The following is a 25,817-nucleotide window of genomic DNA, read 5'->3' on the forward strand; positions in this document are numbered from 1 at the left end:
GGTGGCTCGCAGGAGCCGCGCCCTCGGCCGGGTCAGCCCCGACAGTCGGCGAACAGCCGGTCGGTCACGCGCGCGAGCGCTGCCGTAGCGGCGATCGCGTCGCCGGCGTAGCCGCCGACCATCGCGCCGTCGCGCGCCAGCAGGAACTCGTCGGCGGCGTCTCCGGACATCGGGTGACCGGCCTCCCGGAAGAGATCGACGAGCGTCTCGGTGTACCAGTCGCGGAACTGGACGACGACGACCCGGACCAGGTGGGCAGGGTCGGCGAATTCGGAGGCGGCGTTGATGAACGCGCAGCCGCGGAAGCCGGGGGACTGGATGTCGGCGAGGATCGCCTGGACGATGCCGCGGAGGGTGCCGGCCGCCGTTCCCGCCTCGTCGGAGATCCGGGCGACGATCTCGTGGGACCGGTCGCTCCGGCGGGTGATGTAGTCGAGAACCAGGTTGTCCTTGGCGCCGAAGTGCTTGTAGAAGGTCGCCTTCGTGACGGCGGACTCGGCGATGAGCCGGTCGACGCCCACGGTGCGGATGCCCTCGTCGTAGAAGAGGCGATCGGCCGTGACGAGCACCCGCTGCTTCGCGCCGGGGCCGGGCTGGTTCACCGGCCCTGCGGGGGAGGCGGGCGCTCCGGGCGAGGCCGGAGCGCCCGCGGAGCCCGGGGCTCCGGCTGACGGCTGCCCGAGGGGACGCTGGACGGCCGGAGGGGGGGATTCGACCGTCACAGCGTGGCTCCTTAGGGCGGTTCGGCGGGCTCCCCATCGGGGGAAACGGGGGTTCCGGACAGCGAACGTCCGTCAGGCCGCCGAGCGAGAACCAGGGGGGATACCTCGCTCGGTGAGATAACTCTAGCACGGATGAGGACAAACAGACGAGTCTGTCTGTCCACATTTGACGTACCCCAGTTCGGGTGTCACGCATCACGTAGGCTCGAACGCGATGAACGGACCCGTGCAGCTTCCCCTCGACACCGCCGAAATCGCGTTCCGCACCTCGGGCGACGAACTCGTCCGCAGGAGCGTCCTCCCGACGGGGGTGCGGGTGCTGACCGAGCGCATGCCCGGCGCGCGCAGCGCCACCGTCGGCATCTGGGTCGCGGTCGGGTCGCGCGACGAGACGCCGGGGCAGCGGGGCTCCACGCACTTCCTGGAGCACCTCCTCTTCAAGGGCACGAAGGAGCGCTCCGCCTTCGACATCTCGGTGGCCTTCGAGCAGGTCGGCGGCGAGAACAACGCGGCGACCGCCAAGGAGTACACCTGCTACTACGCCAAGGTGCGCGACGTCGACCTCGACATGGCGGTGGACGTCCTCACTGACATGGTGACCTCGTCCGTCCTCGACGCCGAGGAGTTCGAGGTCGAGCGCGGCGTCATCCTCGACGAGCTCGCGATGGCCGACGACGACGCCGCCGACGTCGGCAGCGAGCGGCTGTTCGAGTCGGTCTTCGGCGAGCACGAGCTCGGCCGCCCCATCGGCGGGTCCCCGGAGAGCATCCGCGAGGCCAGCCGCGACGCGGTCCTCGCGCACTACCGCGAGAACTACCGACCGCAGGATCTCGTCGTCACGGTCGCGGGCGCGGTCGACCACGACGCCCTCGTGGTGCGCCTCCGCGAAGCCCTGAACCGCGCCGGCTGGCCGGAGAGCGACGGCGAGCCCGTCGCCCGGCGCGTCGCCGGTCGCGCAGCTCTGGAGCAGGGTGTCGCCTCGCTCGTCGTGCCCCGCCCGCTCGAGCAGACCACGATCCTCCTCGGCGTCCCCGGCCTCGCGCTCACCGACGACCGCCGGCCGACCCTCAGCGTGCTGAACGCCGTCCTCGGTGGCGGCATGTCCTCGCGCCTGTTCCAGGAGATCCGGGAGAAGCGCGGGCTCGCCTACTCGGTCTACTCCTTCGCTCCCAGCTACTCCGACGCCGGCCTGTTCGGCCTCTACGCCGGATGCGCGCCGCGGAACGCCGCGGAAGTGTCGCGGCTCCTGCTGGCCGAGTTCGACCGCATCGCGACCGACGGCATCACCGAGGAGGAGCGGGTCCGCTCGCTCGGCATGCTCGGTGGCGCGTCTGCTCTGGCGCTGGAGGACAGCGACACCCGGATGAACCGTCTCGGTCGCTCCGAGATCTCGACCGGCGAGTTCGTCGACCTCGACGAGTCCCTCGCCCGCCTCGGGCGCGTCACGCGCGACGACGTCGCGACGCTCGCGGGCGAGCTCCGCTCCGGCGCCCTCTCGACGGTCGTCGTCGGCGACGTCGACCCGGCCTTCGCCGACACCGCCTTCGTCGACACGGCCTCCGTCGAGGCCGACCCCGCGGCCACGACGCCGACGGCTGCGCAATGAACCAGGAGACCACCGTGTCGCACTATCTCTACCTAGTCCGCCACGGCGAACAGCAGGACGCCCAGTACGGCCTCCCCGACGGCCCGCTGTCCGAGCGGGGCAAGCGGCAGTCCCGGCTGATCGCGGATCGCCTCAGCGGCGTCCCCTTCGACAGCGCCTGGCACTCGCCTCTCACGGGGGCGACCGAGACGTCGCGGATCATGACCGAGGTCATGCCGGCCCTCCGACCGGAGCCGTCGACGCTGCTCTTCGACTGCATCCCGTCCGGGCCGACCCCCGACATGCCGAACAGCTACCGGCCCTTCTTCGGAGGCGTCACCGAGCAGCAGATCGAGGCGGGCGAAGCGCAGATGGCCGACGCGGTGGGGGAGTGGCTGACGCCCTCGCGCGAGGACCGCCACGACCTCCTGATCACCCACAACTTCGTGATCGGCTGGTTCGTGCGCGAGGTCTTCGGGGCGCCCTCGTGGCGCTGGATGGGCGTCAACCAGGCGAACGGCGGCCTCACGATCATCCGCGTCCGCTCGGCGAAGCCGCCGGAGCTGGTCACCCACAACGACCTCGGGCACCTCCCCGTCGAGCTCCGGACGGGACTGCCCGTGGAGCAGCCGCTCTAGGGGGTCGTCGGAGCGGCATCCTGCGGAAAAGCCAGGGCCTTCGCGTACCAGGTCGTCGCGTTCGGATTGTCGTTGTACGGCTCGATCGAGCGGTAGCCGGCCGACCGGTAGAGGCCGCCCGCCGCCGTGAGGCTGTCGTTCGTGTCGAGCACCGCCTCCCGGGCGCCGAAGTCCCGGGCGCGGGTCTCGAGCTCGCCGAGGAGGCGTCGGCCGAGCCCCAGGCCCCGGCCCGTCGGCCGGACGAACAGGTGCTTGACCTCGAAGCGGACGAGCCCCTCGGCACCCGCTTGGATCCGGCGGACCCCGCCGCAGCCGACGACGTCGCCGTCGTTCTCGGCCAGGAGGAAGACGCCGTCGGGGGCGCGGAAGACCCGGGGGTCGGGGAACGTCGTCCGGTAGCCCTCCGGATCCGGGAAGGTCGCTACGCGCTCCGCGAAGTACTCGGCCAGGAGCTCGTGCGCATCGGGCTCGTCGACGTCGGTCTCTCGGAAGGTCAGCACGACGGGCAACGATACCGACCCCCGGTACCCTGGGCCCATGACAACTCGCGTCGCCGTCGTCGGTGCCACCGGAAAACTCGGGCGGCTCTTCGTCCGCCTGATCGACGAGACGGAGGGCTTCGAGCTGCACGCGGGGCTGTCGTCCCGCGACGGTCTCGACGGCCTCGCGGGGGCCGACCTCGTGGTCGACGTGACGGTCCCCGCCGTCAGCCCGGCCATCGTCGAGGCCGCCGTGCGCCTCGGCATCCCGGTGCTCGTCGGCACGTCCGGCTGGTCGGAGCCGCGCCTCGCCTCGATCCGCCGCGTCGTCGCCGAGGTGGCCGGGCCCGGAGTCCTCGTCATCCCCAACTTCTCCGTCGGGTCGGTCCTGGCGACGACCTTCGCGACGATGGCGGCCCGCTACTACGAGGCGGTCGAGATCATCGAGACGCACCACCCCGGCAAGGTCGACTCGCCGTCGGGAACGGCCACGCGCACGGCCGAACTCATCGCCGAGGCCCGGCGCGATCTCGGGCCGGTGCGCGCCCCGCGCGCCGATCAGCGCGCCCGCGGGCAGCAGGTGGCCAGCGTCCCCGTCCACAGCCTCCGCCTGCCCGGGATCGAGGCGCGACAGGAGGTCGTGTTCGGCGGTGCGGGCGAGACGCTGACCCTGACCCACGACACGACATCGCAGACGGCCTACGAGCAGGGCATCCTGGTCGCCCTCGCGAGCGCACCGACGATCTCCGGCGTCGTCGTCGGCCTCGACCGGGTGCTGCCGCTCGGCACCCCCTCGTGAAGGGCAGGATCGCCGCGCTCGTCATGTGCGCGCTGCTCGTGCTCTATCTGGTGCTCGTCGCCCAGCGGGCGGTGCTCTTCATCGCGTCCGGGGAGGCCGTGGCGATCGTCATCGGCGTGGCTCTCTTCGTCCTGCCGGTCATCGGCGTGTTCGCCCTCCTGGCGGAGATCCGCTTCGGCCTGCGCACCGAGCGGGTCGTGACGCAGCTCGCGAGCGAGGGGGCCCTCCCGGTCGACGACATGCCGAAACGCGCCAGCGGTCGATACGACCGCGAGGTCGCCGACGCCGAGTTCCCCGGGTACGCGGCGGCCGTGGAGGCGGCTCCGAACGACTGGAGGGCCTGGTTCCGCCTCGGGCTCGCCTACGACGCCTGCGGCGACCGCCGCCGCGCCCGAGGGGCCATCCGACGCTCCCTGCGGATCCGCCGGACGAACCCCTAGCGGATCAGCGCGTCGAGCGCCTCCTCGACGGTCCTGTCGCGGAAGACGAAGCCGTCGTCGAGCAGCTTCTGCGGGACGACCTTCTGGCTCGAGAGGAGCATCTCCTGGCCGGCGTCGCCGAGGAGGGAGCGGATGACGAACTCGGGGACGGCGAGCTTGTAGGGGCGGCCGAGGTCCTTCGCGGTGCGGGCCGTCAGACGGTCGCTCGTCGCGGCCACCGGCCCCGTGAGGTTGACCGGCCCCTCGACGTCGCTCGTGAGCAGGTGGACGATGGCCGCCGCCTCGTCGTGGAGACTGATCCACGGCCAGATCTGCGAGCCCGTGCCCAGGCGGGAGCCGAGGAAGGCCTTCGTGAGGGCCAGGAGCGGCTTCATCGCGCCGCCGGGGCCCACGACCACGCCCGTGCGCAGCGTGACGACGCGCGTCCCCTCCGGCGCCTGCTCGGCCTCGTGTTCCCAGTCGACCACGACGTCCGAGAGGAAGCCCGTCCCGCGCGGTGAATCCTCCGTGAGGACGTCGAGGGGCCGGTCGCCGTAGAAACCGACCGCGGAGCCGCTGAGGAACACGCGGGGCGGCGTCGAGGCCTTCTGCATGGCGCGGACGAGCGTCCGGGTCGCGGAGACCCGCGAGTCGAGGATCTCCTTCTTGTAGCCGGGGGTCCAGGGCAGCTTCGAGAGCGAGGCCCCGGAGAGGTTGACGACCGCGTCGACGCGGTCGAGCAGCGTGTAGTCGAGGATGCCGGCCTGGGGTGACCAGGTGTACTCGCCGGGTGTCGTCGTCGGTCGACGGACCAGCCTGAGCACCTCGTGGCCCTTCGTCCGCAGCTGTCTCACGACCTCGGTGCCGATGAGGCCGGAAGCGCCGGCGACGAGGATCGTCAGTCGCGCCTCCCGCCCGGGGTTCGAGGGGGACGTGCCCGGATCGGAGCTCGTGGTCATGGCCAACCTTTCGTCGGACCCTCAGCGTAGGCGCGCCGCATGACCGCTGTCCGGGAGCGCGCGGCTGACGCGGCGTCCCTCGCCGGGTAGTCTCGAGGTCGTGCCTGAAGACGATGTGAACACCCCCGAGATCGAGTTCCGCAGCGACGTCACGGTCGAGCTCGTGCGCTCCAGCGCCCACGACTCCGACGTCCTCTTCGCCGCCCGCGTCTCGACCATGGGCGAGCTGACCCTCGAGTCCGCCCAGGCGACCGCCGAGGAGGGGGCGGCTCCCAAGGGCGCCGGTCTCATCAACTACCTCATGCGCGACCGCCACGGTTCGCCGTTCGAGCACAACTCGATGACCTTCTACGTCCAGGCGCCGATCTTCGTCTTCCGCGAGTTCATGCGGCACCGGATGGCCTCCTACAACGAGGAGAGCGGTCGCTACCGCGAGTTGAACCCCGTCTTCTACGTCCCCGCCCCGACCCGCAACCTCGTCCAGGTCGGCAAGCCGGGTGCCTACGACTTCGTCCCCGGCACCGAGGAGCAGTCGGCACTCGTCGAGCGGACCACCCGCGAGGCGTCCACCCGCGCCTACGAGTCGTACCGGGAGATGCTGGCCGCAGGAGTCGCGCGCGAGGTCGCGCGGATCGTCCTTCCGCTCAACATCTACTCGTCCATGTACGTGACGGTCAACGCGCGCTCGCTGATGAACTTCCTGTCGCTCCGCACCAAGCGCGAGGGCACGCACTTCCCGTCGTTCCCGCAGCGCGAGATCGAGATGTGCGCCGAGAAGATGGAAGATCTCTGGGCCGAGCTCATGCCCCTCACCTACGCGGCGTTCGGCACGAACGGCCGCGTCGCGCCGTAGCGTGTTCTCCACGGGCGTCGACGGTCGGGTGTAGGGCCACGGCTCCTGCCGATACGCTGTAGGGGTGTCGAACATCGCCAATCCCTTCGGGCAGGTCCTCGTCGCTCTCGTCACCCCCTTCACCGCCGACGGCGAAGTGGACTGGGAGGGCGTCGAGAAGCACATCGACGACTGCATCCGTCAGGGCGCCGACGGCATCGTCGTCACCGGCACGACGGGGGAGACGTCGACGCTGACCGACCCCGAGAAGCTCCGCCTCGTCGAGGTCGGCAAGTCCGTCGCCGCGGGGCGCGCCAAGATCATCACGGGCGGCGGCTCGAACGAGACGGCGCACGCCATCCAGCTCTACAAGGCCAGCGAGAAGGCCGGGGCCGACGGCGTCATGATCGTGACGCCCTACTACAACAAGCCGACGCAGGCGGGCGTGCTCACCCACTTCCGGATGATCGCCGACGCCACCGACCTGCCGGTCATCCTCTACGACATCCCCGGCCGGACGGGAATCCCGATCACCTACGAGACGATCCTGCGCGCCGCCAAGCACCCCAACATCGTCGCGGTCAAAGACGCCAAGGGCGACTTCGCCGAGGTGAGCCGGGTCCTCAACCAGACCGACCTGCTCTACTTCTCCGGCGACGACACGAACGTCCTCCCGCACCTCGCGATCGGCGCGACCGGCCTCATCGGCGTGACGGCGAACATCGCCGCCGCTCCCTACCGGACGATCGTCGACGCCGTCAACGCCGGCGATCTGCACAAAGCGACGGCTGCGCACAAGCAGCTCGAGCCGCTGGTCCGCGCCGTGATGACGCACGTACCCGGGACAGTGGCCGCCAAGTACATCCTGCACGGCCTCGGCCGCATCGGGAGCCCGCGCGTGCGCCTGCCGCTCGTCGGGCCGGAGGACGCCGAGGCGGCCCTCATCGAAGACGAGCTGTCGCACGTGAAGGACATCCCCGGCGTCGACTTCTCCCGCTTCCGCCCCGACCGCAACGCGGCCGCCGGCGGAGCCCTGCCGAAGGTGCACGGCACCACGCGCTAGGCACCCACCCCGGCCGCGAAGCCGGGGTCACGACTTACACCGGAGGCTCACGGCCTCGAATCGAAAACCCAAGGAACAGATGCCCACGACCATCCAGACTCCCCGCACCCTCGAGAAGGGCACCCTGCGGATCATCCCGCTCGGCGGCCTCGGCGAGATCGGTCGCAACATGACCGTCTACGAACTCGACGGCAAGCTCCTCATCGTCGACGCCGGCGTGCTCTTCCCGGAGGAGCACCAGCCGGGGGTCGACCTGATCCTGCCCGACTTCTCGCCCATCAAGGACCGCCTGCACGACGTCCTCGGCGTCGTGCTGACGCACGGCCACGAGGACCACATCGGCGCCGTGCCCTACCTCCTGCGCCTGCGCAAGGACATCCCGCTGATCGGCTCCACGCTGACCCTCGCCCTCGTCGAGGCGAAGCTCAAGGAGCACCGCATCACGCCCTACTCGCTCGCCGTGAAGGAGGGGCGGATCGAGAAGCTCGGTCCGTTCGAGCTCGAGTTCGTCGCCGTGAACCACTCCATCCCCGACGCCCTCGCCGTCGCGATCCGCACCTCCGCGGGCCTCGTGCTGCACACGGGCGACTTCAAGATGGACCAGCTCCCGCTCGACGACCGCATCACCGACCTCCGGGCCTTCGCCCGACTGGGCGAGGAGGGCGTCGACCTCTTCCTGCCCGACTCGACGAACGCGGACGTCCCCGGCTTCACCGCTCTCGAGCGCGACATCGGCCCGGTCCTCGACGACATCATCGCCCGCGCGCCCCGTCGCGTGGTGGTGGCCAGCTTCTCGAGCCACGTCCACCGCGTGCAGCAGGTCCTCGACGCCGCCCACGCCAACGGCCGTCGCGTCGCGTTCATGGGTCGCTCCATGATCCGCAACATGACCATCGCGGCTGACCTCGGCTACCTGAAGGTGCCCGAGAACGTCCTCATCGACTCGAAGAAGGCGAAGGACCTCCCCGACGACCGCATCGTCTACATGTCGACCGGCTCGCAGGGCGAGCCGATGGCGGTCCTCGCGCGGATGGCGAACCTCGAGCACCAGATCGAGATCGGCGAGGGCGACACGGTCATCCTGGCGTCGAGCCTGATCCCCGGCAACGAGAACGCCGTCTACCGCGTGATCGACGGGCTCACGAAGCTCGGCGCGAACGTGGTGCACAAGGGCAACGCGAAGGTCCACGTCTCCGGGCACGCGTCCGCCGGCGAGCTCCTCTACTGCTACAACATCCTGCGGCCGAAGAACGTCCTGCCGGTCCACGGCGAGCACCGTCACCTCTACGCCAACGCGGCGCTCGCGATGCGCACCGGTGTTCCGGCGAAGAACATCATCACGGGCCAGGACGGCATCGTCGTCGATCTCAAGGACGGCGTGATGACCGTCGCCGGCCAGCTCGACCTGAGCTACGTCTACGTCGACGGCTCCACCGTCGGCGAGATCACCGACGCCGACCTCAAGGATCGCCGCGTCCTCAGCGAGGAGGGCTTCATCAGCGTCTTCCTGGCGATCGACCCCTCGACGGGTCGCGTCGTGGTCGGCCCGGAGATCCAGTCGCGCGGGTTCGCCGAAGACGACTCGGTCTTCGACGACGTCCGACCGAAGATCCTCGCGGCGCTGACCGAGGCCGCCGAGAACGGCACCCGCGACGCGCACGCGTTCAGCCAGGTCGTCCGGCGCACCGTGGGCCGCTGGGTGAACAGCCAGCACCGTCGTCGCCCGATGATCGTGCCCGTGGTCATCTCCGCGTAGCCCCCCCCGCTAAACCCTCGTGCTCGGTCGCGGCGGTGGTCCTAGGACCACCGCGGCAGCCGAACACGAGGGTTTTGCGCTGCGCGGGCTGTGTGGCTGCTGTGACTGGAGTGACTGACACGCGCTCGGGGAGCGAGGCGGCGACAGTGGCACGCGGTAGCCTCTCGCCATGGCTACGAGCACGAAAACGTCCTCGCGCGCGCGCGGAGCAGCGGGGAAGACCCCAGCGCGCGGTGCGACGCGCGCCGGCTCCGCGGCCACCAAGAAGCTTCCCGCCGCCAAGGCGCCCGACCCGATCGACCGCGGGCCGGGGCTCGGCACGAGGGCCTGGATGGGTCTCGCGCACCTCGTCGGGGCGGGATTCCGCGTCCTCGGGCGCGAGTCGCTCGACCCCGCCGAGCGTCGCGACGGCGTCCCCTTCTTCCTCGTCCTCCTCGCGATCGCCGGGGCCGTCGTCGAGTGGCTCAATCCGGGCAACTCCGTGGCCCTCGCACTCGACCACTACACGTTCGGCGGTCTCCTCGGCAGGGTCGCCTACGCCCTCCCGGTGATCATGGTCGTCTTCGCGGGCTGGTTGTTCCGGCACCCGGCGTCGGTCCACGACAACACGCGGATCGGCATCGGCGTGGGGCTCCTGGTGGTCTCGATCGCCGGGCTGTGCCACATCTACGGCGGTCGCCCGTCCGCCTCGGCGGGCATGCCCGAGCTCGCCGGTGCCGGCGGCATCCTCGGCTGGGTCGTCGCCTCCTGGATGGTCGACCTCCTGACCGTCTGGGTGGCGGTGCCGATCGTCTCGATCGTGCTCGCGCTGTCGATCCTGATCATCACGAAGACCCCGCCCAACCACATCGGCCGGCGGCTCCACGAGCTCTACGCCTACCTGTTCGGGGCGCCGGGGCCGGAGAGCGCCGAGGCCTCCCGCGAGACGGCCACGCGCATCCTGCCCGCCGACGGAGACGACGACGAGCCCGACTCGCTGCCCTGGTGGCGACGCAACAAGAGCGGTCGCGAGGAGGATCCCGCGTACGACACCCCCGTGGTGGCCGAGACCGCCCCGACGGAGACGCTCGGCAAGCGCAAGCCCCGCGGGCGCAAAGACGACGTCGTGTCGTTCACGGAGGTCCTGCAGGGCGGGAAGCGGCCGGAGCACTCGGCCGACGAGTTCTCCACCGACCTGCTCGACGAGCTCGACTTCGCCGAGGAGGCCGTCCGCCGCGCCGCCCCCGACGACCGGCCGACCACCGTGATCGCCACCCCGTCGATGCCCGTCGTCTCGCCCGCCGCCGCGCTCGGCCCGTCGGACGCCGCAGCCGAGTTCTTCGAGCCCGACGAGGCCGAGGCGCCCCCGAGCTTGGAGACGATCGACGACGTCACGGCCTCCGCCCCCTACCGCCTGCCGGCGGTCTCGACCCTGAGCGCAGGAGACCCGGCGAAGACCCGCAGCGAGGCGAACGACACCATCGTCGCCGCCATCACCGAGGTGCTGACGCAGTTCTCCGTCGACGCTCGCGTCGTCGGCTTCAGCCGCGGACCGACGGTGACCCGCTACGAGATCGAGCTCGGCCCGGGCGTCAAGGTCGAGAAGGTCACCGCCCTCTCGAAGAACCTCTCCTACGCCGTGGCCTCCAACGAGGTGCGCATCCTCTCGCCCATCCCCGGCAAGAGCGCCATCGGCGTCGAGATCCCGAACACCGACCGCGAGATCGTCTCCCTGGGCGACGTCCTCCGCTCCTCCGCGGCCACGAAGAGCACCCACCCGATGACCATCGGCGTCGGCAAAGACGTCGAGGGCGGCTTCGTCGTCGCGAACCTGGCGAAGATGCCGCACCTCCTCGTCGCCGGATCGACCGGCTCCGGCAAGTCGAGCTTCGTCAACTCGATGATCACCTCGCTCCTGATGCGCGCGAAGCCGAGCGACGTCCGGATGGTGCTCATCGACCCGAAGCGCGTCGAGCTGTCGATCTACGCGGGCGTGCCGCACCTCATCACGCCGATCATCACGAACGCGAAGAAGGCCGCCGAGGCGCTCCAGTGGGTCGTCAAGGAGATGGACATGCGGTACGACGACCTCGCGTCGTTCGGATTCCGCCACATCGACGACTTCAACCGCGCCGTCGTCAACAACGAGATCGTCCTTCCGCAGGGGAGCGAGCGCTCGTTGAAGCCCTACCCCTACCTCCTCGTCGTCGTCGACGAGCTCGCCGACCTGATGATGGTGGCGCCGCGCGACGTCGAGGACAGCATCGTCCGCATCACCCAGCTCGCCCGGGCGTCGGGCATCCACCTCGTCCTGGCCACGCAGCGGCCGTCGGTCGACGTGGTCACCGGTCTCATCAAGGCCAACGTGCCCTCGCGCCTCGCGTTCGCGGTCACCAGCGTCACCGACTCCCGCGTCATCCTCGACCAGCCGGGCGCCGACAAGCTCATCGGCCAGGGCGACGGGCTCTTCCTCCCGATGGGCGCCTCGAAGGCCATGCGCGTCCAGAGCGCCTGGGTGCAGGAGAGCGAGATCAACGAGGTCGTGGCGCACGTCGCGCGCCAGGCGCGACCGGAGTACCGCAGCGACGTCGCGGCCGTCACCGAGAAGAAGGAGATCGACGGCGACATCGGAGACGACCTCGAGCTGCTGCTCGCGGCGGCCGAGCTCGTGGTCTCCACCCAGTTCGGCTCCACCTCGATGCTCCAGCGCAAGCTGCGCGTCGGCTTCGCCAAGGCCGGCCGCCTCATGGACCTCATGGAGTCGCGCGACATCGTCGGCCCCTCCGAGGGGTCCAAGGCGCGCGACGTCCTCGTCACGGTCGAGCAGCTGCCGGGCGTGCTGGCGAAGATCCGGGGGCAGGAGTCGCCGGGCAGCGATTCGCACGGGGCTCCTGCGGGCTCGTCGCCCGCCTCGGGTACGACCGACGCCTGGTCGTCGGCGGCGTCCGACAGCGCCGGCGAGACGGACCGCTACGGCTCCGACCCGGTCGGCGACATGACCCGTGGCTACCGGGAGGTGGAGGGCGACGACGATTCGGAGGATGCCTGGGGCCTGACAGGACGAGACTGAGGCCATGAGCACCGATCCCCGTCCCGACGCCGCCTCGGCGAAGACGTTCCCCTTCCGCGGGCGCGTCGTGAGCCGCGGAGCCGGTCCCGCAAGCACGGCCAACATCGCGAACATCATCACCGTGGTGCGCATCCTGATGGCGCCGCTGTTCTTCGTGCTCCTCCTCGCCGACGATCACGCCGACGGCTCCCTCCGGGTCTGGGCGGCGGTCATCTTCGTCGTCGCCATCCTGACCGACAGCCTCGACGGCTTCCTCGCCCGCCGGCAGGACCTCGTGTCCGACTTCGGCAAGATCGTCGACCCGCTGGCCGACAAGGTGCTGACGGGCGGAGCGTTCATCGTGCTGTCCGTGCTCGGCGAGCTGCCGTGGTGGGTGACCATCCTCATCCTGGTCCGCGAGGTCGGTATCACCGTCTACCGATTCGTCGCACTCCGCGACCGCGTCATCCCCGCCTCGCGCGGAGGCAAGCTCAAGACCCTGCTCCAGGGCGTCGCCCTCACCCTGGCGCTGTTCCCCCTCTGGAACCTCCTCGGCGACTGGATCCACGTGGTCAACACCATCGTGATGACCCTGGCGTTCCTGGCGACGATCCTGTCGGGCCTCGACTACGTCCGCGTCGCCCTCAAGCACTCGCGCACGCGTGCCTGACGCCTCGCTCGCCGCGGAACTCCTCGCCGTCCTCGCCGCCCGCGGCCTCACCCTGGCCGTGGCGGAGTCGCTCACCGGCGGGCTCCTCGTCGCAGAATTCGTGTCCGTGCCGGGGGCGTCGGCCGTCGTCGCCGGGGGAGTGGTGGCGTACCAGACCCCGCTCAAGCACTCGGTGCTCGGGGTCGACGAGGGCCTCCTCGCCGCTCACGGCGCCGTCCATCCTGCCGTCGCATCGCAGATGGCACGGGGCGTGCGCAGGCACCTGGCGGTGGACGGCCGCGAGGCGGACATCGGTCTCTCGACCACCGGCGTCGCCGGGCCCGACCCGCAGGACGGCCAGCCGGTCGGCACCGTCTTCCTCGGAGTCGCCCTGGGTGACGACGTCGACGTCGTCGAACTGCACCTCGAGGGCGACCGCGAGGCAATCCGTCGGGCGTCCGTGTCCGAATCCCTTTCGGCCCTCCAGCGGATGCTCAGCCGGGTCGGGGAATAGCGGGAGTTTCGGTCTCGTTACAACTCGCAGGTTCACAAGGGTCATTCAGAGGTTGCTGCGTAGAGTTGCAGCAGGCGATGGCATTAGTGTTACTCACCCACCTGGCACTTCGGCCGCGTGGGTCTGTCCTCAGGAGGAGGGTCCTATGGTTCTCGTACGTCAAGAAATCGGTGACGTCCTTCGTGACTTCCGCCTTCAGAAGGGCCGCACGCTTCGCCAGGTCGCATCCAAGGCCAGTGTCGCGCTCGGTTATCTGAGCGAGGTCGAGCGTGGCCAGAAAGAGGCCAGCTCCGAGATCCTCGCCTCCGTGGCGGAGGCTCTCGAGACGCCCATTTCCACCATCATGCGTGAGGTCGGTGATCGCATGGCGATCATCGAGGGGCTCAACCCCATCCCCGACACGCTTCCCGACGACCTCGTCGCCGAGTTCGACGCCGACCTCGCGGTCCGCTAGAACGTCGACGAGACACGAACGCCCCGGCTCCGGTCGGGGCGTTCGTGCGTTCGGGGCGTGGCCGCCCCGTCGCTCCTGACAAACGGGTCCGGCGATCGATGTACCCTCGACCGGTGCGAAAGAGCGAATACGCCCGAGCGGTGGCCGACGAGTTCGGCGACGTCTACGGGCGGGTCCTGACCCGCGACGTCGTGCTGCCCGCCCTCGGCAACGTTTCGGCCGACGACGCCATCGCCCGCGGCGACGACCCGCGCGACGTGTGGCTCGCGCTCTGCGAGGCGCAGGATGTGCCTCCCGCGCGCCGCCACGGAGCCGGCCTGCGCGAGCCCCGCCGCTGAGAGCCGGCCCTGGGCGGCGTCGATCGTGCGTTCGACACGCCGGGCCGCGCTACTCGAACATGTGTTCGGGCCGGTGGTAACGTCTCCTCCACAGGAAGACGCCATCGTCCGGTTCTCCACACGGTCGTCACTGCCACTCACGAGTGTCGGTGGCCCTGCGTAACGTTCCGGGCATCAGCGCTTCTCACCAGCCTTGTCGTCCACCGTTCGACCTTGCATCACCGGTCGTCCGAGACGCGACAGCCTATAGGCGCATCGCCCCCACCTCGTTCAGGTGACGATTTCCAAGGAGAACACAATGCCCTCAGTAGCCGATCGCGAGAAGGCTCTCGAGACCGCTCTCGCCCAGATCGATCGCCAGTTCGGCAAGGGCGCGGTGATGCGACTCGGCAGCGACGAGCGCGCTCCCGTCGCCGTCATCCCCACGGGGTCGATCGCACTCGATGTCGCGCTCGGCATCGGCGGGCTTCCCCGCGGCCGCATCGTCGAGATCTACGGTCCCGAGTCGTCCGGTAAGACCACGCTGACCCTCCACGCCATCGCCAACGCGCAGGCCGCGGGTGGTATCGCCGCCTTCATCGACGCCGAGCACGCCCTCGACCCGGAGTACGCGAAGAAGCTCGGCGTCGACATCGACGCCCTCCTCGTCTCGCAGCCCGACACGGGAGAGCAGGCTCTCGAGATCGCCGACATGCTCGTCCGCTCGGGCTCCATCGACCTCGTCGTCATCGACTCCGTCGCGGCCCTCGTGCCGCGAGCCGAGATCGAGGGCGAGATGGGCGACTCCCACGTCGGCCTCCAGGCCCGACTCATGTCGCAGGCGCTGCGGAAGCTGACGGGCGGGCTCAGCCAGACCGGTACGACCATGATCTTCATCAACCAGCTCCGCGAGAAGATCGGTGTGTTCTTCGGAAGCCCCGAGACGACCGCCGGGGGTAAGGCGCTGAAGTTCTACGCGTCGGTCCGTCTCGACATCCGCCGCATCGAGACCCTCAAAGACGGCACCGACGCGGTCGGAAACCGGACCCGCGTCAAGGTCGTCAAGAACAAGATGGCGCCGCCCTTCAAGCAGGCCGAGTTCGACATCCTCTACGGCGTGGGCATCTCCCGCGAGGGCAGCCTGATCGACTTCGGCGTCGAGCACAGCATCGTGCGCAAGTCCGGCGCCTGGTACACCTACGAGGGCGACCAGCTCGGCCAGGGCAAGGAGAACTCGCGCAACTTCCTCCTGCAGAACAAGGGGATCGCCGACGAGATCGAACAGAAGATCCTCGCCAAGCTCGGTGTCGGTGCCGACGGTGCCGCCGCCAAGGCCGCGACCGACGCGGCCGCCGCGGCCGCTGCTCCTGACGCACCCGTCCAGCCGATCCAGCGCAAGCTGGCCGAGCGCAAGGGCGCATGAGCTCCGACGACGATCGACTCGCCCCGGTGACCGACCTGTTCGGGGGCCGCCGGGCGGGCGGTCGGAGCCCGGCCCAGGGTGATGCCGCCGCGAGAGGCCCGGAGACGTCGGACGGGTCCGGTACCGCGTCGAGTGGCGCCGCGTCGGACGGCGAGTGGGCCAGCGACGATCTCCCCGGCGACGACGAGGCGACGCCGACCCCGGGTGTCGCGAAGCCGCAGTCCTCGGCCCCGGTGGCGGTCCTCCCGACCTACGCCGCGTTCGCGGCCCGATCGGAGGGCGGCGAGACGGCAGCGCCGGTCCGCGAGAGCTTCCACGCTGCGATCGATGCCGACGACGAGACCGAGCCGGAGGAGTCCTTCGAGGCGGCGCAGAAGCGCGCCGAGAACATCAGCCTCCACGCGCTCACCCGCCGAGGCGTGTCCTCCCGGGAGATGGCGTCCACGCTCCGTTCGCGCGACCTCCCCGAGGAGGTGGTCCTGGCCGAGGTCGAACGCCTCGAACGGGTCGGTCTCCTCGATGATGCCGAGCTGGCCGAGAACCTCGTCCGAGGCAAGCTCGAGCGAAAGGGGCTCGGCAAGAGCGGCGTGACCGCCGAGCTCCGTCAGCGAGGCCTCGCCCAGGAGGCGATCGACGCGGCCGTCGAGGGGATCGATGACGACGAAGAGCAGGGCCGTGCCGACGAGTGGGCGCGCAAGCGCGCCGGCCAGCTCCGCGGGCTCGACCACGCGACCGCCGAGCGTCGGCTCTCCGGCTACCTCATGCGGCGCGGGTACCGATCGGAGGTCGTCCGCCGGGCGATCGAGAAGGCTCTCCCTCGCGGCGGCTCTCCGCGCGGTAGCGGCGTCCGCTTCGAGTGAGCGACGGCCGCCGGGCCGGCGCGACCTACACTGGATCACCATGACGACGGTACTCCCGAGCACGCCCCGCACCTACGAGGTCCGCACCTTCGGTTGTCAGATGAACGTGCACGACTCCGAGCGCCTCAGCGGCTCGCTCGAGGCCGCGGGCTACGTCCCGGCCGACGGCGCCGAGGCCGACATCGTCGTGATCAACACCTGTGCGGTGCGCGAGAACGCCGACAACAAGCTCTACGGAACGCTCGGTCACCTCGCCTCGACGAAGCGGAAGCACGCGGGCATGCAGATCGCCGTCGGCGGCTGTCTGGCCCAGAAAGACAAGTCCGTCATCCTCGACCGGGCTCCGTGGGTCGATGTCGTCTTCGGCACCCACAACATGGGGGCCCTGCCCACGCTCCTCGAGCGAGCCCGGCACAACGACGAGGCACAGCTCGAGATCCTCGAGTCGCTCGACGTGTTCCCGTCCACTCTCCCGACCAAGCGCGACTCGACCTACAGCGGCTGGGTCTCGATCTCCGTGGGCTGCAACAACACCTGCACCTTCTGCATCGTCCCGGCGCTCCGGGGCAAAGAGAAAGATCGCCGGCCGGGTGAGATCCTCGCCGAGATCCAGGCCCTCGTCGACGACGGCGCGATCGAGGTCACCCTGCTCGGGCAGAACGTCAACTCCTACGGGGTCGAGTTCGGCGATCGCGGCGCTTTCGCGAAGCTCCTGCGAGCCGCCGGCCGGATCGAGGGCCTCGAGCGGATCCGCTTCACGAGCCCTCACCCCGCCGCGTTCACCGACGACGTGATCGACGCGATGGCCGAGACGCCGACGGTGATGCCGCAGCTCCACATGCCGCTGCAGTCCGGCTCCGACCGCATCCTGAAGGCCATGCGACGCAGCTACCGCAGCGAGAGGTTCCTCGGCATCCTCGAGCGCGTGCGCGATCGCATCCCGAATGCCGCCATCAGCACCGACATCATCGTCGGCTTCCCCGGCGAGACCGAAGACGACTTCCAGGAGACCCTGCGCGTCGTCGCGGAGGCCCGCTTCGCCAGCGCCTTCACGTTCCAGTACTCCATCCGTCCCGGCACACCGGCTGCGACGCTTCCCGATCAGGTTCCGAAAGCGGTCGTGCAGGAGCGCTACGAGCGACTGACCGCCCTGCAGGACGAGATCGCGTTCGAGGAGAACCGCGCCCAGGTCGGGCGCCGCGTCGAGCTCCTCGTCGCCACCGGCGAGGGCCGGAAGGACGCCGACACGCACCGCCTCTCGGGCCGTGCGGAGGACTCCCGCCTCGTCCACTTCACCGTTCCCGAGGGTGCTGAGACGCCGCGCCCCGGCGACGTCGTCACCGTCGAGATCACCGACGCGAAACCCTTCTACCTGATCGCCGACGAGACCGAAACGACCCCCTTCCTCGTTCGGCGCACTCGAGCCGGCGACGCCTGGGACGCCGCGCAGGCCGCCACCTGCGGCGTGCCGACATCGTCGACCGGGTCCGGTGCCGCGGGCGGGGCAGGAGCCACGGGTGCCCCGGCACGCGTCTCCCTCGGACTCCCCGGTCTCCGCGTCTCGACCTCGCCGATCTACGATCCGGCCGACGGTCAGCGCTAGCGCGGATCGGTGACGTCCTTCGCCGCCGTCGTGGGAGCGACGGGCACCGGGAAATCGCGCTTCGCGCTCGACCTCGCCGACGAACTCGACCGTCGCGGTCAGCCCGCGGAGATCGTCAACGCCGACGCCATGCAGCTCTACCGGGGCATGGAGATCGGCACGGCCAAGGTCCCGCCGCGGGAGCGCCGAGGTATCCCGCATCACCTGTTCGACGAGCTCGACGTCACCGACGAGGCGAGCGTCGAGTGGTTCCAGGCGCGGGCGCGCGGCGTCGTCGACGACATCGTGGAGCGCGGCCGGGTCGCCCTTCTCGTGGGCGGCTCGGGTCTCTACGTCTCGGGAGCGATCTACGACTTCCGCTTCCCCGGAACCGACGCCGCCGTGCGGCAGCGCTACGAGCGGATGCTCGAGGAGAAGGGGCCGAGTGCGCTGTTCCTCCTGCTCGCCCACCGGGATCCTGCGGCCGCCACGGCCATCGGGCGTCACAACGGGCGGCGCCTCGTCCGCGCGCTGGAGGTGGGGGAGATCACGGGCGAGCCGTTCGTCGTGGGTCTCCCGGACGACGCCCCGACGTGGCGCGACGCCCGGGTCTTCGGGCTGCAGGAGGATCGGGCCGTCCTGGTCGACCGCCTCGACGACCGCGTCGACGCGATGTGGCGAGACGGCCTCCTCGACGAGGTGCGCGGTCTGCTGCCCCGGGGGCTCGAACGGGGAGTGACGGCGAGCAGGGCGATCGGCTACGCCCAGGCGATCGCCGAGCTCCGGGGCGAGACGAGCGAGCAGGAGGCGCGGGAGGCGACCAAGGGCCTCACCCGTCGCTACGCGCGGCGGCAGGTCAGCTGGTTCAAGCGCTACCCGCGCGTGACGTGGTCGACGACGGGGGACGCCCAGGCTGTGTCCATCGCCGCCGATATGCTTTTGGGGTGACTACCACCGTCCGCTTCACCAAGGGCCAGGGCACGGGCAACGACTTCGTGCTGTTCGCCGATCCCGACGGCTCCTTCGACCTCACCCCGGAGCGCATCCGCGCTCTCGCCGATCGGCATTTCGGCGTGGGCGGCGACGGCGTCATCCGAGCGGTGCGGACCGCCTCGCACCCGGAGGGCGCCGCGATCCTCGCGGTCGACCCCGACGCCGAGTGGTTCATGGATTACCACAACGCCGACGGCAGCGTCGCCGAGATGTGCGGCAACGGCATCCGAGTCTTCACGGCCTATCTGATCGAGGAGGGCCTCGTGACTCTCGAGCAGGGCGAGACCCTCGCGGTCGGCACCCGCGCCGGCGTCCGCGACGTCCAGCGGAGCCGGGCCGGCTTCCAGGTCGATCTCGGTCGGTGGAGCCTCGGCGACGAGAGCCCGGAGGTGCGCGCCCGCGAACTGCACGCGGCGCGCCCCGGCCTCTCCCTGAGCGTCGGCAACCCCCACGTCGTCGTGGCCCTCGCTTCGAACGACGAGCTGGAGAAGGTCGACCTGACGGTCATCCCCGTCGTCACCCCGGCCCCCGCCGACGGCGCCAACGTCGAGTTCGTCGTCCCGGAGGAGCCGCTCGTGACCGACGGCGTCGGCCGCATCCGGATGCGCGTGCACGAGCGCGGCAGCGGCGAGACGCTCTCCTGCGGCACCGGGGCGGCAGCCGCCGCGCTGGCGACGCGCTACTGGGCCGGTCAGGGTGCTCCCGACCACTGGCGCGTCGACGTGCCCGGCGGCACGGTCGGCGTCCGCGTGTTCGCCGCCGAGGACGGCGAGCACGTCTCTCTCAACGGTCCGGCCGAGCTGGTCTTCACGGGCGAGCTCGCCGTCTGACGCCTCCGGCGGTTGGCGGGGCCTGGTGCGTCATGGGTCGACAAGCTAGGGTCGGAGCATGAAGATCTTCATCTCGCTCTAGACGCTCTCTCGCCGTCGCGCACGCACCCGTCGAAGCCGGTGCGTCCCGCCGCAGGCTAGAGCCGCGTGGCCCGGAGCACTCGGAACCCCTTCGACGTGGAGTCCCGTTCCACCTCGACGACCTCTCCCAGATCCTCGTTCAGCCAGCGCTGGAGGGAGTCCGAGCCGAGGTTCTTGGCGACGACGAGATACGCCTCCATGTCGATCCCGAGCCTCGGGAGCCACGTGGCGAGGATGCCGTGCAGGGCCTCCTTCCCCACGCGGATCGGCGGATTCGACCAGATCCCGTCGAAGACGAGGTCGGCCGGAACATCCTCGGGCAGCACGGCGTTTATGTTGGTCACGCCCGCTCTCGCCGCGTTCTCGCGGAGGAGTTCGAGCACCCGCTCGTTCACGTCGACTGCCCACACGGTGGCGTCGGGGGAGAGCAGAGCCAGCGTCAGGGCGATCGGCCCCCATCCGCATCCCACATCCAAGAAGACGCCGTCGCGCGGTGGCGACGGCATCGCGGCCAGGAGCACCTCGGTGCCCTGGTCGATCCGCCCCGGGCTGAAGACACCCGCGGCGGTCGCCAGCGACAGGGTTCGCCCGGCGAGCGTGACCTCGATCTCTCGGGGTTTCGGCTCGCTCGTGGGCCTCGACGTGAAGTAGTGGTCGCTGGCCATCCCCCCAGATTATCGAACCGGAAAGGTCTAATGTGACTGCAATGACAGAGCACGGCACCACGCCCGCGGGGCACGAGGAGCGCGACGACGTCGTCGACCGCATCCTGGGCCATGCCTCGACACGGGCCGGAGTGTCCGTCTTCTCGCCCGCCCAGGCGATCCAGACCCAGGGCCTCCGCGGCGATGGCTCCGACGCGGGCTCCGACGGCGACCAGTTCGACCGGGAGGACCGCCAGGCGCTCCGCCGCGTGGCCGGCCTTTCGACCGAGCTCCAGGACGTCACCGAGGTCGAGTACCGACAGCTGCGCCTCGAGAACGTGGTGCTCATCGGCGTGTACTCGCAGGGGTCCCTGCAGGATGCCGAGAACAGCCTCCGCGAACTGGCGGCGCTCGCCGAGACGGCCGGCGCGGTCGTCCTCGACGGCCTCCTCCAGCGGCGGCCGAACCCCGATCCGAGCACCTATCTCGGATCCGGCAAGGCTCTCGAGCTGAAGGCCACCGTCCAGGCGCTCGGCGCCGACACGGTGATCGCCGACACGGAGCTGGCTCCGAGCCAGCGTCGCGCGCTGGAGGACGTCGTGAAGGTCAAGGTCATCGACCGGACGGCCGTCATCCTCGACATCTTCAGCCAGCACGCCAAGAGCCGCGAGGGCAAGGCGCAGGTGGAGCTCGCGCAGCTCGAATACCTCCTTCCCCGCCTCCGCGGCTGGGGCGAGTCGATGTCCCGCCAGGCCGGTGGTCAGGTCGGGGCCGGTAACGGAATGGGCTCGCGCGGGCCCGGTGAGACGAAGATCGAGCTCGATCGTCGTCGGATCCACACGCGCATGGCGCGGCTGCGCAAGCAGATCAAGGAGATGAAGCCGGCGCGCGAGGCGAAGCGGGCCAACCGCACCCGCAACTCCGTGCCGAGCATCGCGATCGCCGGCTACACCAACGCCGGAAAGTCCAGCCTGCTGAACCGCCTCACGCGGGCCGGCGTCCTGGTCGAGAACGCGCTGTTCGCCACGCTCGACGCGACCGTCCGGAAGAGCGTGACCGCCGACGGTCGGGAGTTCACCTACGCCGACACCGTCGGGTTCGTGCGCAACCTGCCGCACCAGCTGGTGGAGGCGTTCCGATCGACCCTCGAGGAGGTCGCCGACAGCGACATCATCGTGCACGTGGTCGACGGCTCGCACCCGGATCCCGCCGCCCAGCTCGCGACCGTCCGCGACGTGATCAACGACGTCGACGGGCGCGACATCCCCGAGGTGGTCGTCTTCAACAAGAGCGACCTGATCGACGAGAGCCAGCGGCTCGTGCTGCAGGGCCTCGTGCCCGACGCGATCTTCGTGTCGGCGCGCACCGGCGAGGGCATCGACGAGCTGCGGGAGCGGCTGGCCGGGATCCTGCCGCGGCCCGAGGTGGAACTCGACCTCCTGGTGCCTTATGACCGGGGCGAGGTCGTCGCGCGGATCCACGACATCGGACGGGTCGTCGACGTCGAGTACGTTCCCGAGGGCACGCGTGTCACCGCGCGGGTCTACCCGCAGGACGCCTCGGCGCTGGAGGAGTTCGCGGGCTGACCCGTGGCTCCGGCCGGGCCCATCCCATCGCCTCCGGCCGAGCCCCACGGCTCCTGCCGCTCGTGACGCCCCTTCCGCGCCCGCGGAGGGGGCGTTCCGCGTCCCGGCCTCGAACGTCGGCGGCGTAACAATCGGTCACGCCTCTTCCGGCGACCCGCCGACTGGCGTACCTTCGCATCACGTCGTCAGCACCCAGGACGACAGCGACAAGCCGAGCCCGGCACTCGCACCGAGACCCTCGTGGTCGTCCCTTCGGTGTGTCCGGCTGCTCACAAGGCGTCGCCTCACGCACACCGGTTCGTCTCGACCGAAAGAGACCCACCGTGGTTGCCTCAACCGTTCCCTTCTCCCTCGAAGTGTTCCCCGCCCGCTCGTCGGCCGCGGCGCTCGCGCTCGGCCACACCGTCCAGCGGCTCGCCGCGCACTTCCCGTCCTTCATCGCCGTGACCAGCGGGGCCGACGGGACGAGCGCCGCCGAGTCGGCCGACCTCGTCGAGTACATCTCCCGGAACGCGGGCGTGCCGGTCCTCGCGCACGTCACCACGTGGGGCAGGAGCGACGACGAGCTGCGCGACCGCCTCCGCGAGCTCCGCGAGCAGGGAGTCCGCCACATCCTGGCCGTCAAGGGCGATCCGCCCCGCGTCGATCCCGGGACGGCCGGCGACCTGACGAGCGCCGACCTCGTCGCCATCGCCCGCGAGACGTTCGCGGAGCAGCCCGGCGACGTGACCGAGATCGCCGTCGCCGCCTTCCCGGACGGTCACCCCTCGGGCGGCGGCGTCGATCGCGATCTGGAGCTGCTGCTCGGCAAGCAGCGGGCGGGCGCCACGCGGGCGCTCACGCAGGTGCAGTTCACCGCCGACGCCTATGCGGCCTACCTCGTCCGGGCCCGGGAGCACGGCATCACGATCCCCATCGTCCCGGGCATCCTGCCGGTCACGAACGCCGGTCGGCTTCGCCGGGTCGCCGAGCTGACGGGGAGCGATGCCCCGGCGGGCCTCCTCGCGCGCCTCGAGGAGGCCGCTTCGCCCTCGGAGGCCGAGGAGGCGGGAGTCGAGTTCGCCACGGACCTCGCGCGCGACCTCCTCGCGGCCGGTGCCCCCGGCCTCCACTTCTACACGCTGAACCTCGCCGACCCGGTCCTCCGGGTCATCGCGGAGCTCGGCCTCACCCCCCTCACCCCGCGCGACGAGTTCGTCGCCACCACCACCCACCGGGAGTTCGCATGACCACCACCGACACCACCGCAGCGGCGCCCGCGTTCCCCGCGGCCACCATCCTCGGCTACCCGCGCGTCGGAGCCGACCGCGAGCTGAAGCGCGCGATCGAGAGCCACTGGGCCGGGAGGACCACGGCCGACGACCTGGAGGCGAGCGCCACCGAGCTGCGCGCCCGTCGCCGTGCCCGTCTCGCGGAGCTCGGCCTGGGCCGCACCGACTCGAGCATCCCCGAGGACTTCTCGTTCTACGACCAGGTCCTCGACGCCGCCCTCACCGTGGGCGCTGTGCCGGCGCGCTTCGGTGCCGCGCCGTCGACCCGGGCCACGGAGTTCCTGCTCGCCCGCGGCGACGAGACGAACCCGCCGCTCGAGATGACCAAGTGGTTCGACACGAACTACCACCACCTCGTGCCGGAGATCTCCCCGGACACCGCGTTCCACCTGGCTCGCACCGAGCTGGCCGACCGCGTGCGCGAGGCCGCCGCCGACGGCTACGTCACGCGCCCCGTCGTGGTCGGCCCGGTCACGCTCCTCGCCCTGAGCGTCGCCGCGCAGGATGCCCCCGAGGGCTTCTCCCCGATCGACGCGATCGACCGCCTCGTCCCCGTCTACGTCGAGTTGCTCGCCGCTCTGAAGCAGGCCGGAGCGGAGTGGGTGCAGCTCGACGAGCCGGGACTCGTCTCCGACAACCTGGCCGTCGACCGCGACGTCCTCGTCGAGATCGCCCGCCGCGTCTACGCCGAGCTCGCCGCGGCCCCCGAACGCCCCCGCCTCTTCGTCGCCCTCTCCTACGGCGACTCCCGCGCGGCCGCCGCGGCCGTCGGCGCCTCGGGCGTCGAGGCCCTCTCCCTCGACCTGGTGCGAGGTTCCCTTCCCGACCTCTCCGCCGTGCCGTCGTCGGTGACGGTCGCGGGCGGCGTCGTCGACGGCCGCAGCATCTGGCGCACCGACCTGGGCGCGGCGCTCGATCGCCTCGAGGCCCTCGGGGCGGCGGCGTCCGGCCCGGTCGCGGTGACGACGACCACATCGCTCCAGCACCTCCCGCACGACGTCACCACCGAGCACCTGCTCGACCCCGAGCTCCGCTCCTGGCTCGCCTTCGCCGACCAGCGCGTCGCCGAGGTGCTGACCCTCGCCGCGGGTGTCGCCCGCGGTCGCGAGTCGATCGCCGCCGAGATCGGTGAAGCGCAGGATGCCCGGACCCGCCGCGCCTCCGCCCTCGGCGTGGTCGACGCCGACGTCCGCGCCCGTGTCGCCGCCGTCGAGGAGGGCGACACGCGCCGTGTCTCCGCCGACGAGCGCGACGCCGCCCAGCGCGACGCGCTGGGGCTCCCGCTCCTCCCCACCACGACGATCGGCTCGTTCCCGCAGACCGTCGAGGTGCGCCGAGCCCGCGCCGCGAACGTCCGCGGCGATCTCGCGGACGCCGACTACGACGCTCTCCTCCGCCGCGAGGTCCAGCGCGTCATCGAGGTGCAGGAGGAGGTCGGCCTCGACGTCCTCGTGCACGGCGAGCCCGAGCGCAACGACATGGTGCAGTTCTTCGCGGAGCAGCTCGACGGCTTCTCGACGACGGCGAACGGCTGGGTGCAGTCGTACGGGACCCGCTGCACACGGCCGTCGATCCTCTGGGGCGACGTCTCGCGTCCCGCGCCGATGACGGTCGAGCTGACGACCTACGCGGCGTCGCTGACGTCGAAGCCGGTGAAGGGCATGCTGACCGGACCGGTCACGATCCTCGCGTGGTCGTTCGTGCGCGACGACCTGCCGCTCGCCGAGGTCGCCGACCAGGTCGCGCTCGCCCTCCGCGACGAGGTCGCCGACCTCGAGGCCGCGGGCATCGGCATCATCCAGGTCGACGAGCCCGCGCTGCGCGAGCTCCTGCCCCTCGACGAGGCGGCGCACGAGGCCTACCTGGCCTGGTCGACGCGGTCGTTCCGTCTCGCCACGTCCGGCGTCGCCCCGGCCACGCAGATCCACACCCACCTCTGCTACTCGGAGTTCGGCACCGTCATCACGGCGATCGATCACCTGGACGCCGATGTGACGAGCATCGAGGCCGCCCGCTCCCGCATGGAGGTCGTGGACGACCTCGCCCGCGTCGGATTCTCCCGCGGCGTCGGGCCGGGCGTCTACGACATCCACTCCCCGCGCGTTCCCGGCGAGGCCGAGATGACGGAGTCCGTCGAGGCGGCCTCGACGTCGGTGCCCCTCGACAAGCTCTGGATCAACCCCGACTGCGGACTCAAGACCCGCGGGTACGCGGAGGTCGTCCCCTCGCTGGCCGTCATGGTCCAGGCCGCCAGGAAGGCGCGCGCCGCGGTCTCGCAGCCGGCCTGACCCGGAGCCGTCGCAGACGGCCGGACGACGAAGGGCCCCCGGAAC

The 25,817-nt window shown here is 70.8% G+C and carries 24 protein-coding genes; 20 read left to right on the top strand and 4 right to left on the bottom strand.

Features of this window, described 5'->3' with window-relative positions; all coding sequences use genetic code 11:
* Positions 1-32: 32 nt before the first annotated feature.
* Entirely contained in the window at positions 33-722 is a 690-nt protein-coding gene (locus AS850_RS05485; protein ID WP_236940842.1) for a TetR/AcrR family transcriptional regulator, read from the bottom strand.
* Positions 723-936: 214 nt separating this feature from the next.
* Here AS850_RS05485 and AS850_RS05490 point away from each other — a divergent pair, with 214 nt between their 5' ends.
* Both AS850_RS05490 and AS850_RS05495 read left to right on the top strand, forming a co-directional pair.
* On the top strand, positions 937-2,328 hold the full coding sequence (locus AS850_RS05490; RefSeq protein ID WP_119868212.1) for a M16 family metallopeptidase: 1,392 nt from the start codon (positions 937-939) through the stop codon (positions 2,326-2,328).
* A 14-nt stretch (positions 2,329-2,342) separates the two neighbouring features.
* Positions 2,343-2,945: a histidine phosphatase family protein gene (locus AS850_RS05495; RefSeq protein ID WP_119870148.1), complete on the top strand. Its 603-nt coding sequence runs from the start codon at positions 2,343-2,345 to the stop codon at positions 2,943-2,945.
* Here AS850_RS05495 and AS850_RS05500 read toward each other — a convergent pair.
* Positions 2,942-3,445 (bottom strand): GNAT family N-acetyltransferase, encoded by a 504-nt coding sequence (locus AS850_RS05500; RefSeq protein WP_119868213.1) that lies wholly within the window; start codon positions 3,443-3,445, stop codon positions 2,942-2,944. The two genes, AS850_RS05495 and AS850_RS05500, sit on opposite strands and share 4 nt — an antisense overlap.
* Positions 3,446-3,482: 37 nt before the next feature.
* On the opposite strand from AS850_RS05500, the gene dapB reads away from it, so the two are divergent.
* Both dapB and AS850_RS05510 read left to right on the top strand, forming a co-directional pair.
* Positions 3,483-4,223 (top strand): 4-hydroxy-tetrahydrodipicolinate reductase, encoded by a 741-nt coding sequence (dapB, locus tag AS850_RS05505; protein WP_119868214.1) that lies wholly within the window; start codon positions 3,483-3,485, stop codon positions 4,221-4,223.
* Complete coding sequence (locus AS850_RS05510) at positions 4,220-4,663, top strand: tetratricopeptide repeat protein (RefSeq protein WP_442856901.1); 444 nt, start codon at positions 4,220-4,222, stop codon at positions 4,661-4,663. The genes dapB and AS850_RS05510 overlap by 4 nt, the downstream gene beginning before the upstream one ends.
* On the opposite strand, the gene AS850_RS05515 is transcribed toward AS850_RS05510, so the two are convergent.
* Positions 4,660-5,601, bottom strand: coding sequence for a TIGR01777 family oxidoreductase (locus tag AS850_RS05515; protein WP_119868215.1), 942 nt, complete (start codon positions 5,599-5,601; stop codon positions 4,660-4,662). The genes AS850_RS05510 and AS850_RS05515 overlap by 4 nt on opposite strands.
* Positions 5,602-5,701: 100 nt before the next feature.
* Here AS850_RS05515 and thyX point away from each other — a divergent pair, with 100 nt between their 5' ends.
* From thyX to dapF, 13 genes are all read left to right on the top strand, one after another.
* Positions 5,702-6,454 (top strand): FAD-dependent thymidylate synthase, encoded by a 753-nt coding sequence (gene thyX / locus AS850_RS05520; RefSeq protein WP_236940843.1) that lies wholly within the window; start codon positions 5,702-5,704, stop codon positions 6,452-6,454.
* Between the two features lie 64 nt (positions 6,455-6,518).
* Positions 6,519-7,496: a 4-hydroxy-tetrahydrodipicolinate synthase gene (gene dapA, locus AS850_RS05525; protein ID WP_119868217.1), complete on the top strand. Its 978-nt coding sequence runs from the start codon at positions 6,519-6,521 to the stop codon at positions 7,494-7,496.
* Positions 7,497-7,575: 79 nt separating this feature from the next.
* Positions 7,576-9,252 carry a ribonuclease J gene (locus AS850_RS05530; RefSeq protein ID WP_119868218.1) on the top strand — a complete coding sequence of 559 codons (1,677 nt, stop codon included), beginning with the start codon at positions 7,576-7,578 and terminating at the stop codon, positions 9,250-9,252.
* Between the two features lie 169 nt (positions 9,253-9,421).
* Entirely contained in the window at positions 9,422-12,301 is a 2,880-nt protein-coding gene (locus tag AS850_RS05535) for an FtsK/SpoIIIE family DNA translocase (RefSeq protein ID WP_119868219.1), read from the top strand.
* 4 nt (positions 12,302-12,305) lie between these two features.
* On the top strand, positions 12,306-12,950 hold the full coding sequence (gene pgsA, locus AS850_RS05540; RefSeq protein ID WP_119868220.1) for a CDP-diacylglycerol--glycerol-3-phosphate 3-phosphatidyltransferase: 645 nt from the start codon (positions 12,306-12,308) through the stop codon (positions 12,948-12,950).
* Positions 12,943-13,443 (top strand): CinA family protein, encoded by a 501-nt coding sequence (locus AS850_RS05545; protein WP_119868221.1) that lies wholly within the window; start codon positions 12,943-12,945, stop codon positions 13,441-13,443. The genes pgsA and AS850_RS05545 overlap by 8 nt, the downstream gene beginning before the upstream one ends.
* A 145-nt stretch (positions 13,444-13,588) precedes the next feature.
* Entirely contained in the window at positions 13,589-13,897 is a 309-nt protein-coding gene (locus tag AS850_RS05550; RefSeq protein ID WP_119868222.1) for a helix-turn-helix domain-containing protein, read from the top strand.
* 113 nt (positions 13,898-14,010) lie between these two features.
* Complete coding sequence (locus AS850_RS05555) at positions 14,011-14,235, top strand: DUF3046 domain-containing protein (protein WP_173795178.1); 225 nt, start codon at positions 14,011-14,013, stop codon at positions 14,233-14,235.
* A gap of 298 nt (positions 14,236-14,533) precedes the next feature.
* On the top strand, positions 14,534-15,637 hold the full coding sequence (recA, locus tag AS850_RS05560; protein WP_119868224.1) for a recombinase RecA: 1,104 nt from the start codon (positions 14,534-14,536) through the stop codon (positions 15,635-15,637).
* Complete coding sequence (locus AS850_RS05565) at positions 15,634-16,497, top strand: regulatory protein RecX (RefSeq protein WP_119868225.1); 864 nt, start codon at positions 15,634-15,636, stop codon at positions 16,495-16,497. Before recA ends, AS850_RS05565 begins: the two co-directional genes overlap by 4 nt.
* Positions 16,498-16,537: 40 nt before the next feature.
* Complete coding sequence (miaB, locus tag AS850_RS05570) at positions 16,538-18,100, top strand: tRNA (N6-isopentenyl adenosine(37)-C2)-methylthiotransferase MiaB (RefSeq protein ID WP_173795179.1); 1,563 nt, start codon at positions 16,538-16,540, stop codon at positions 18,098-18,100.
* A gap of 9 nt (positions 18,101-18,109) precedes the next feature.
* Complete coding sequence (gene miaA / locus AS850_RS05575; RefSeq protein WP_119868226.1) at positions 18,110-19,027, top strand: tRNA (adenosine(37)-N6)-dimethylallyltransferase MiaA; 918 nt, start codon at positions 18,110-18,112, stop codon at positions 19,025-19,027.
* A complete protein-coding gene (gene dapF, locus AS850_RS05580) occupies positions 19,024-19,902 on the top strand; it encodes a diaminopimelate epimerase (RefSeq protein ID WP_119868227.1) in 879 nt (292 codons plus the stop codon). The genes miaA and dapF overlap by 4 nt, the downstream gene beginning before the upstream one ends.
* Before the next feature lie 137 nt (positions 19,903-20,039).
* Here the strand turns inward: dapF and AS850_RS05585 are convergent, their stop codons facing one another.
* The gene (locus AS850_RS05585) at positions 20,040-20,648 is read right to left on the bottom strand and encodes a class I SAM-dependent methyltransferase (RefSeq protein WP_119868228.1); all 609 of its coding nucleotides are present in this window, start codon (positions 20,646-20,648) and stop codon (positions 20,040-20,042) included.
* A 41-nt stretch (positions 20,649-20,689) separates the two neighbouring features.
* Between AS850_RS05585 and hflX the strand changes: the two genes are divergently transcribed.
* The 3 genes from hflX to metE all read left to right on the top strand — a co-directional run bounded on the left by hflX (position 20,690) and on the right by metE (position 25,772).
* The gene (gene hflX, locus AS850_RS05590; protein ID WP_119868229.1) at positions 20,690-22,213 is read left to right on the top strand and encodes a GTPase HflX; all 1,524 of its coding nucleotides are present in this window, start codon (positions 20,690-20,692) and stop codon (positions 22,211-22,213) included.
* 323 nt (positions 22,214-22,536) lie between these two features.
* Positions 22,537-23,442: a methylenetetrahydrofolate reductase gene (locus AS850_RS05595; protein WP_164088396.1), complete on the top strand. Its 906-nt coding sequence runs from the start codon at positions 22,537-22,539 to the stop codon at positions 23,440-23,442.
* Positions 23,439-25,772 carry a 5-methyltetrahydropteroyltriglutamate--homocysteine S-methyltransferase gene (gene metE / locus AS850_RS05600; RefSeq protein WP_119868231.1) on the top strand — a complete coding sequence of 778 codons (2,334 nt, stop codon included), beginning with the start codon at positions 23,439-23,441 and terminating at the stop codon, positions 25,770-25,772. The genes AS850_RS05595 and metE overlap by 4 nt, the downstream gene beginning before the upstream one ends.
* Positions 25,773-25,817: the final 45 nt, after the last annotated feature.

The sequence above is a fragment of the Frondihabitans sp. 762G35 genome (genome assembly GCF_002074055.1).
Classification (GTDB): Bacteria; Actinomycetota; Actinomycetes; order Actinomycetales; family Microbacteriaceae; genus Frondihabitans.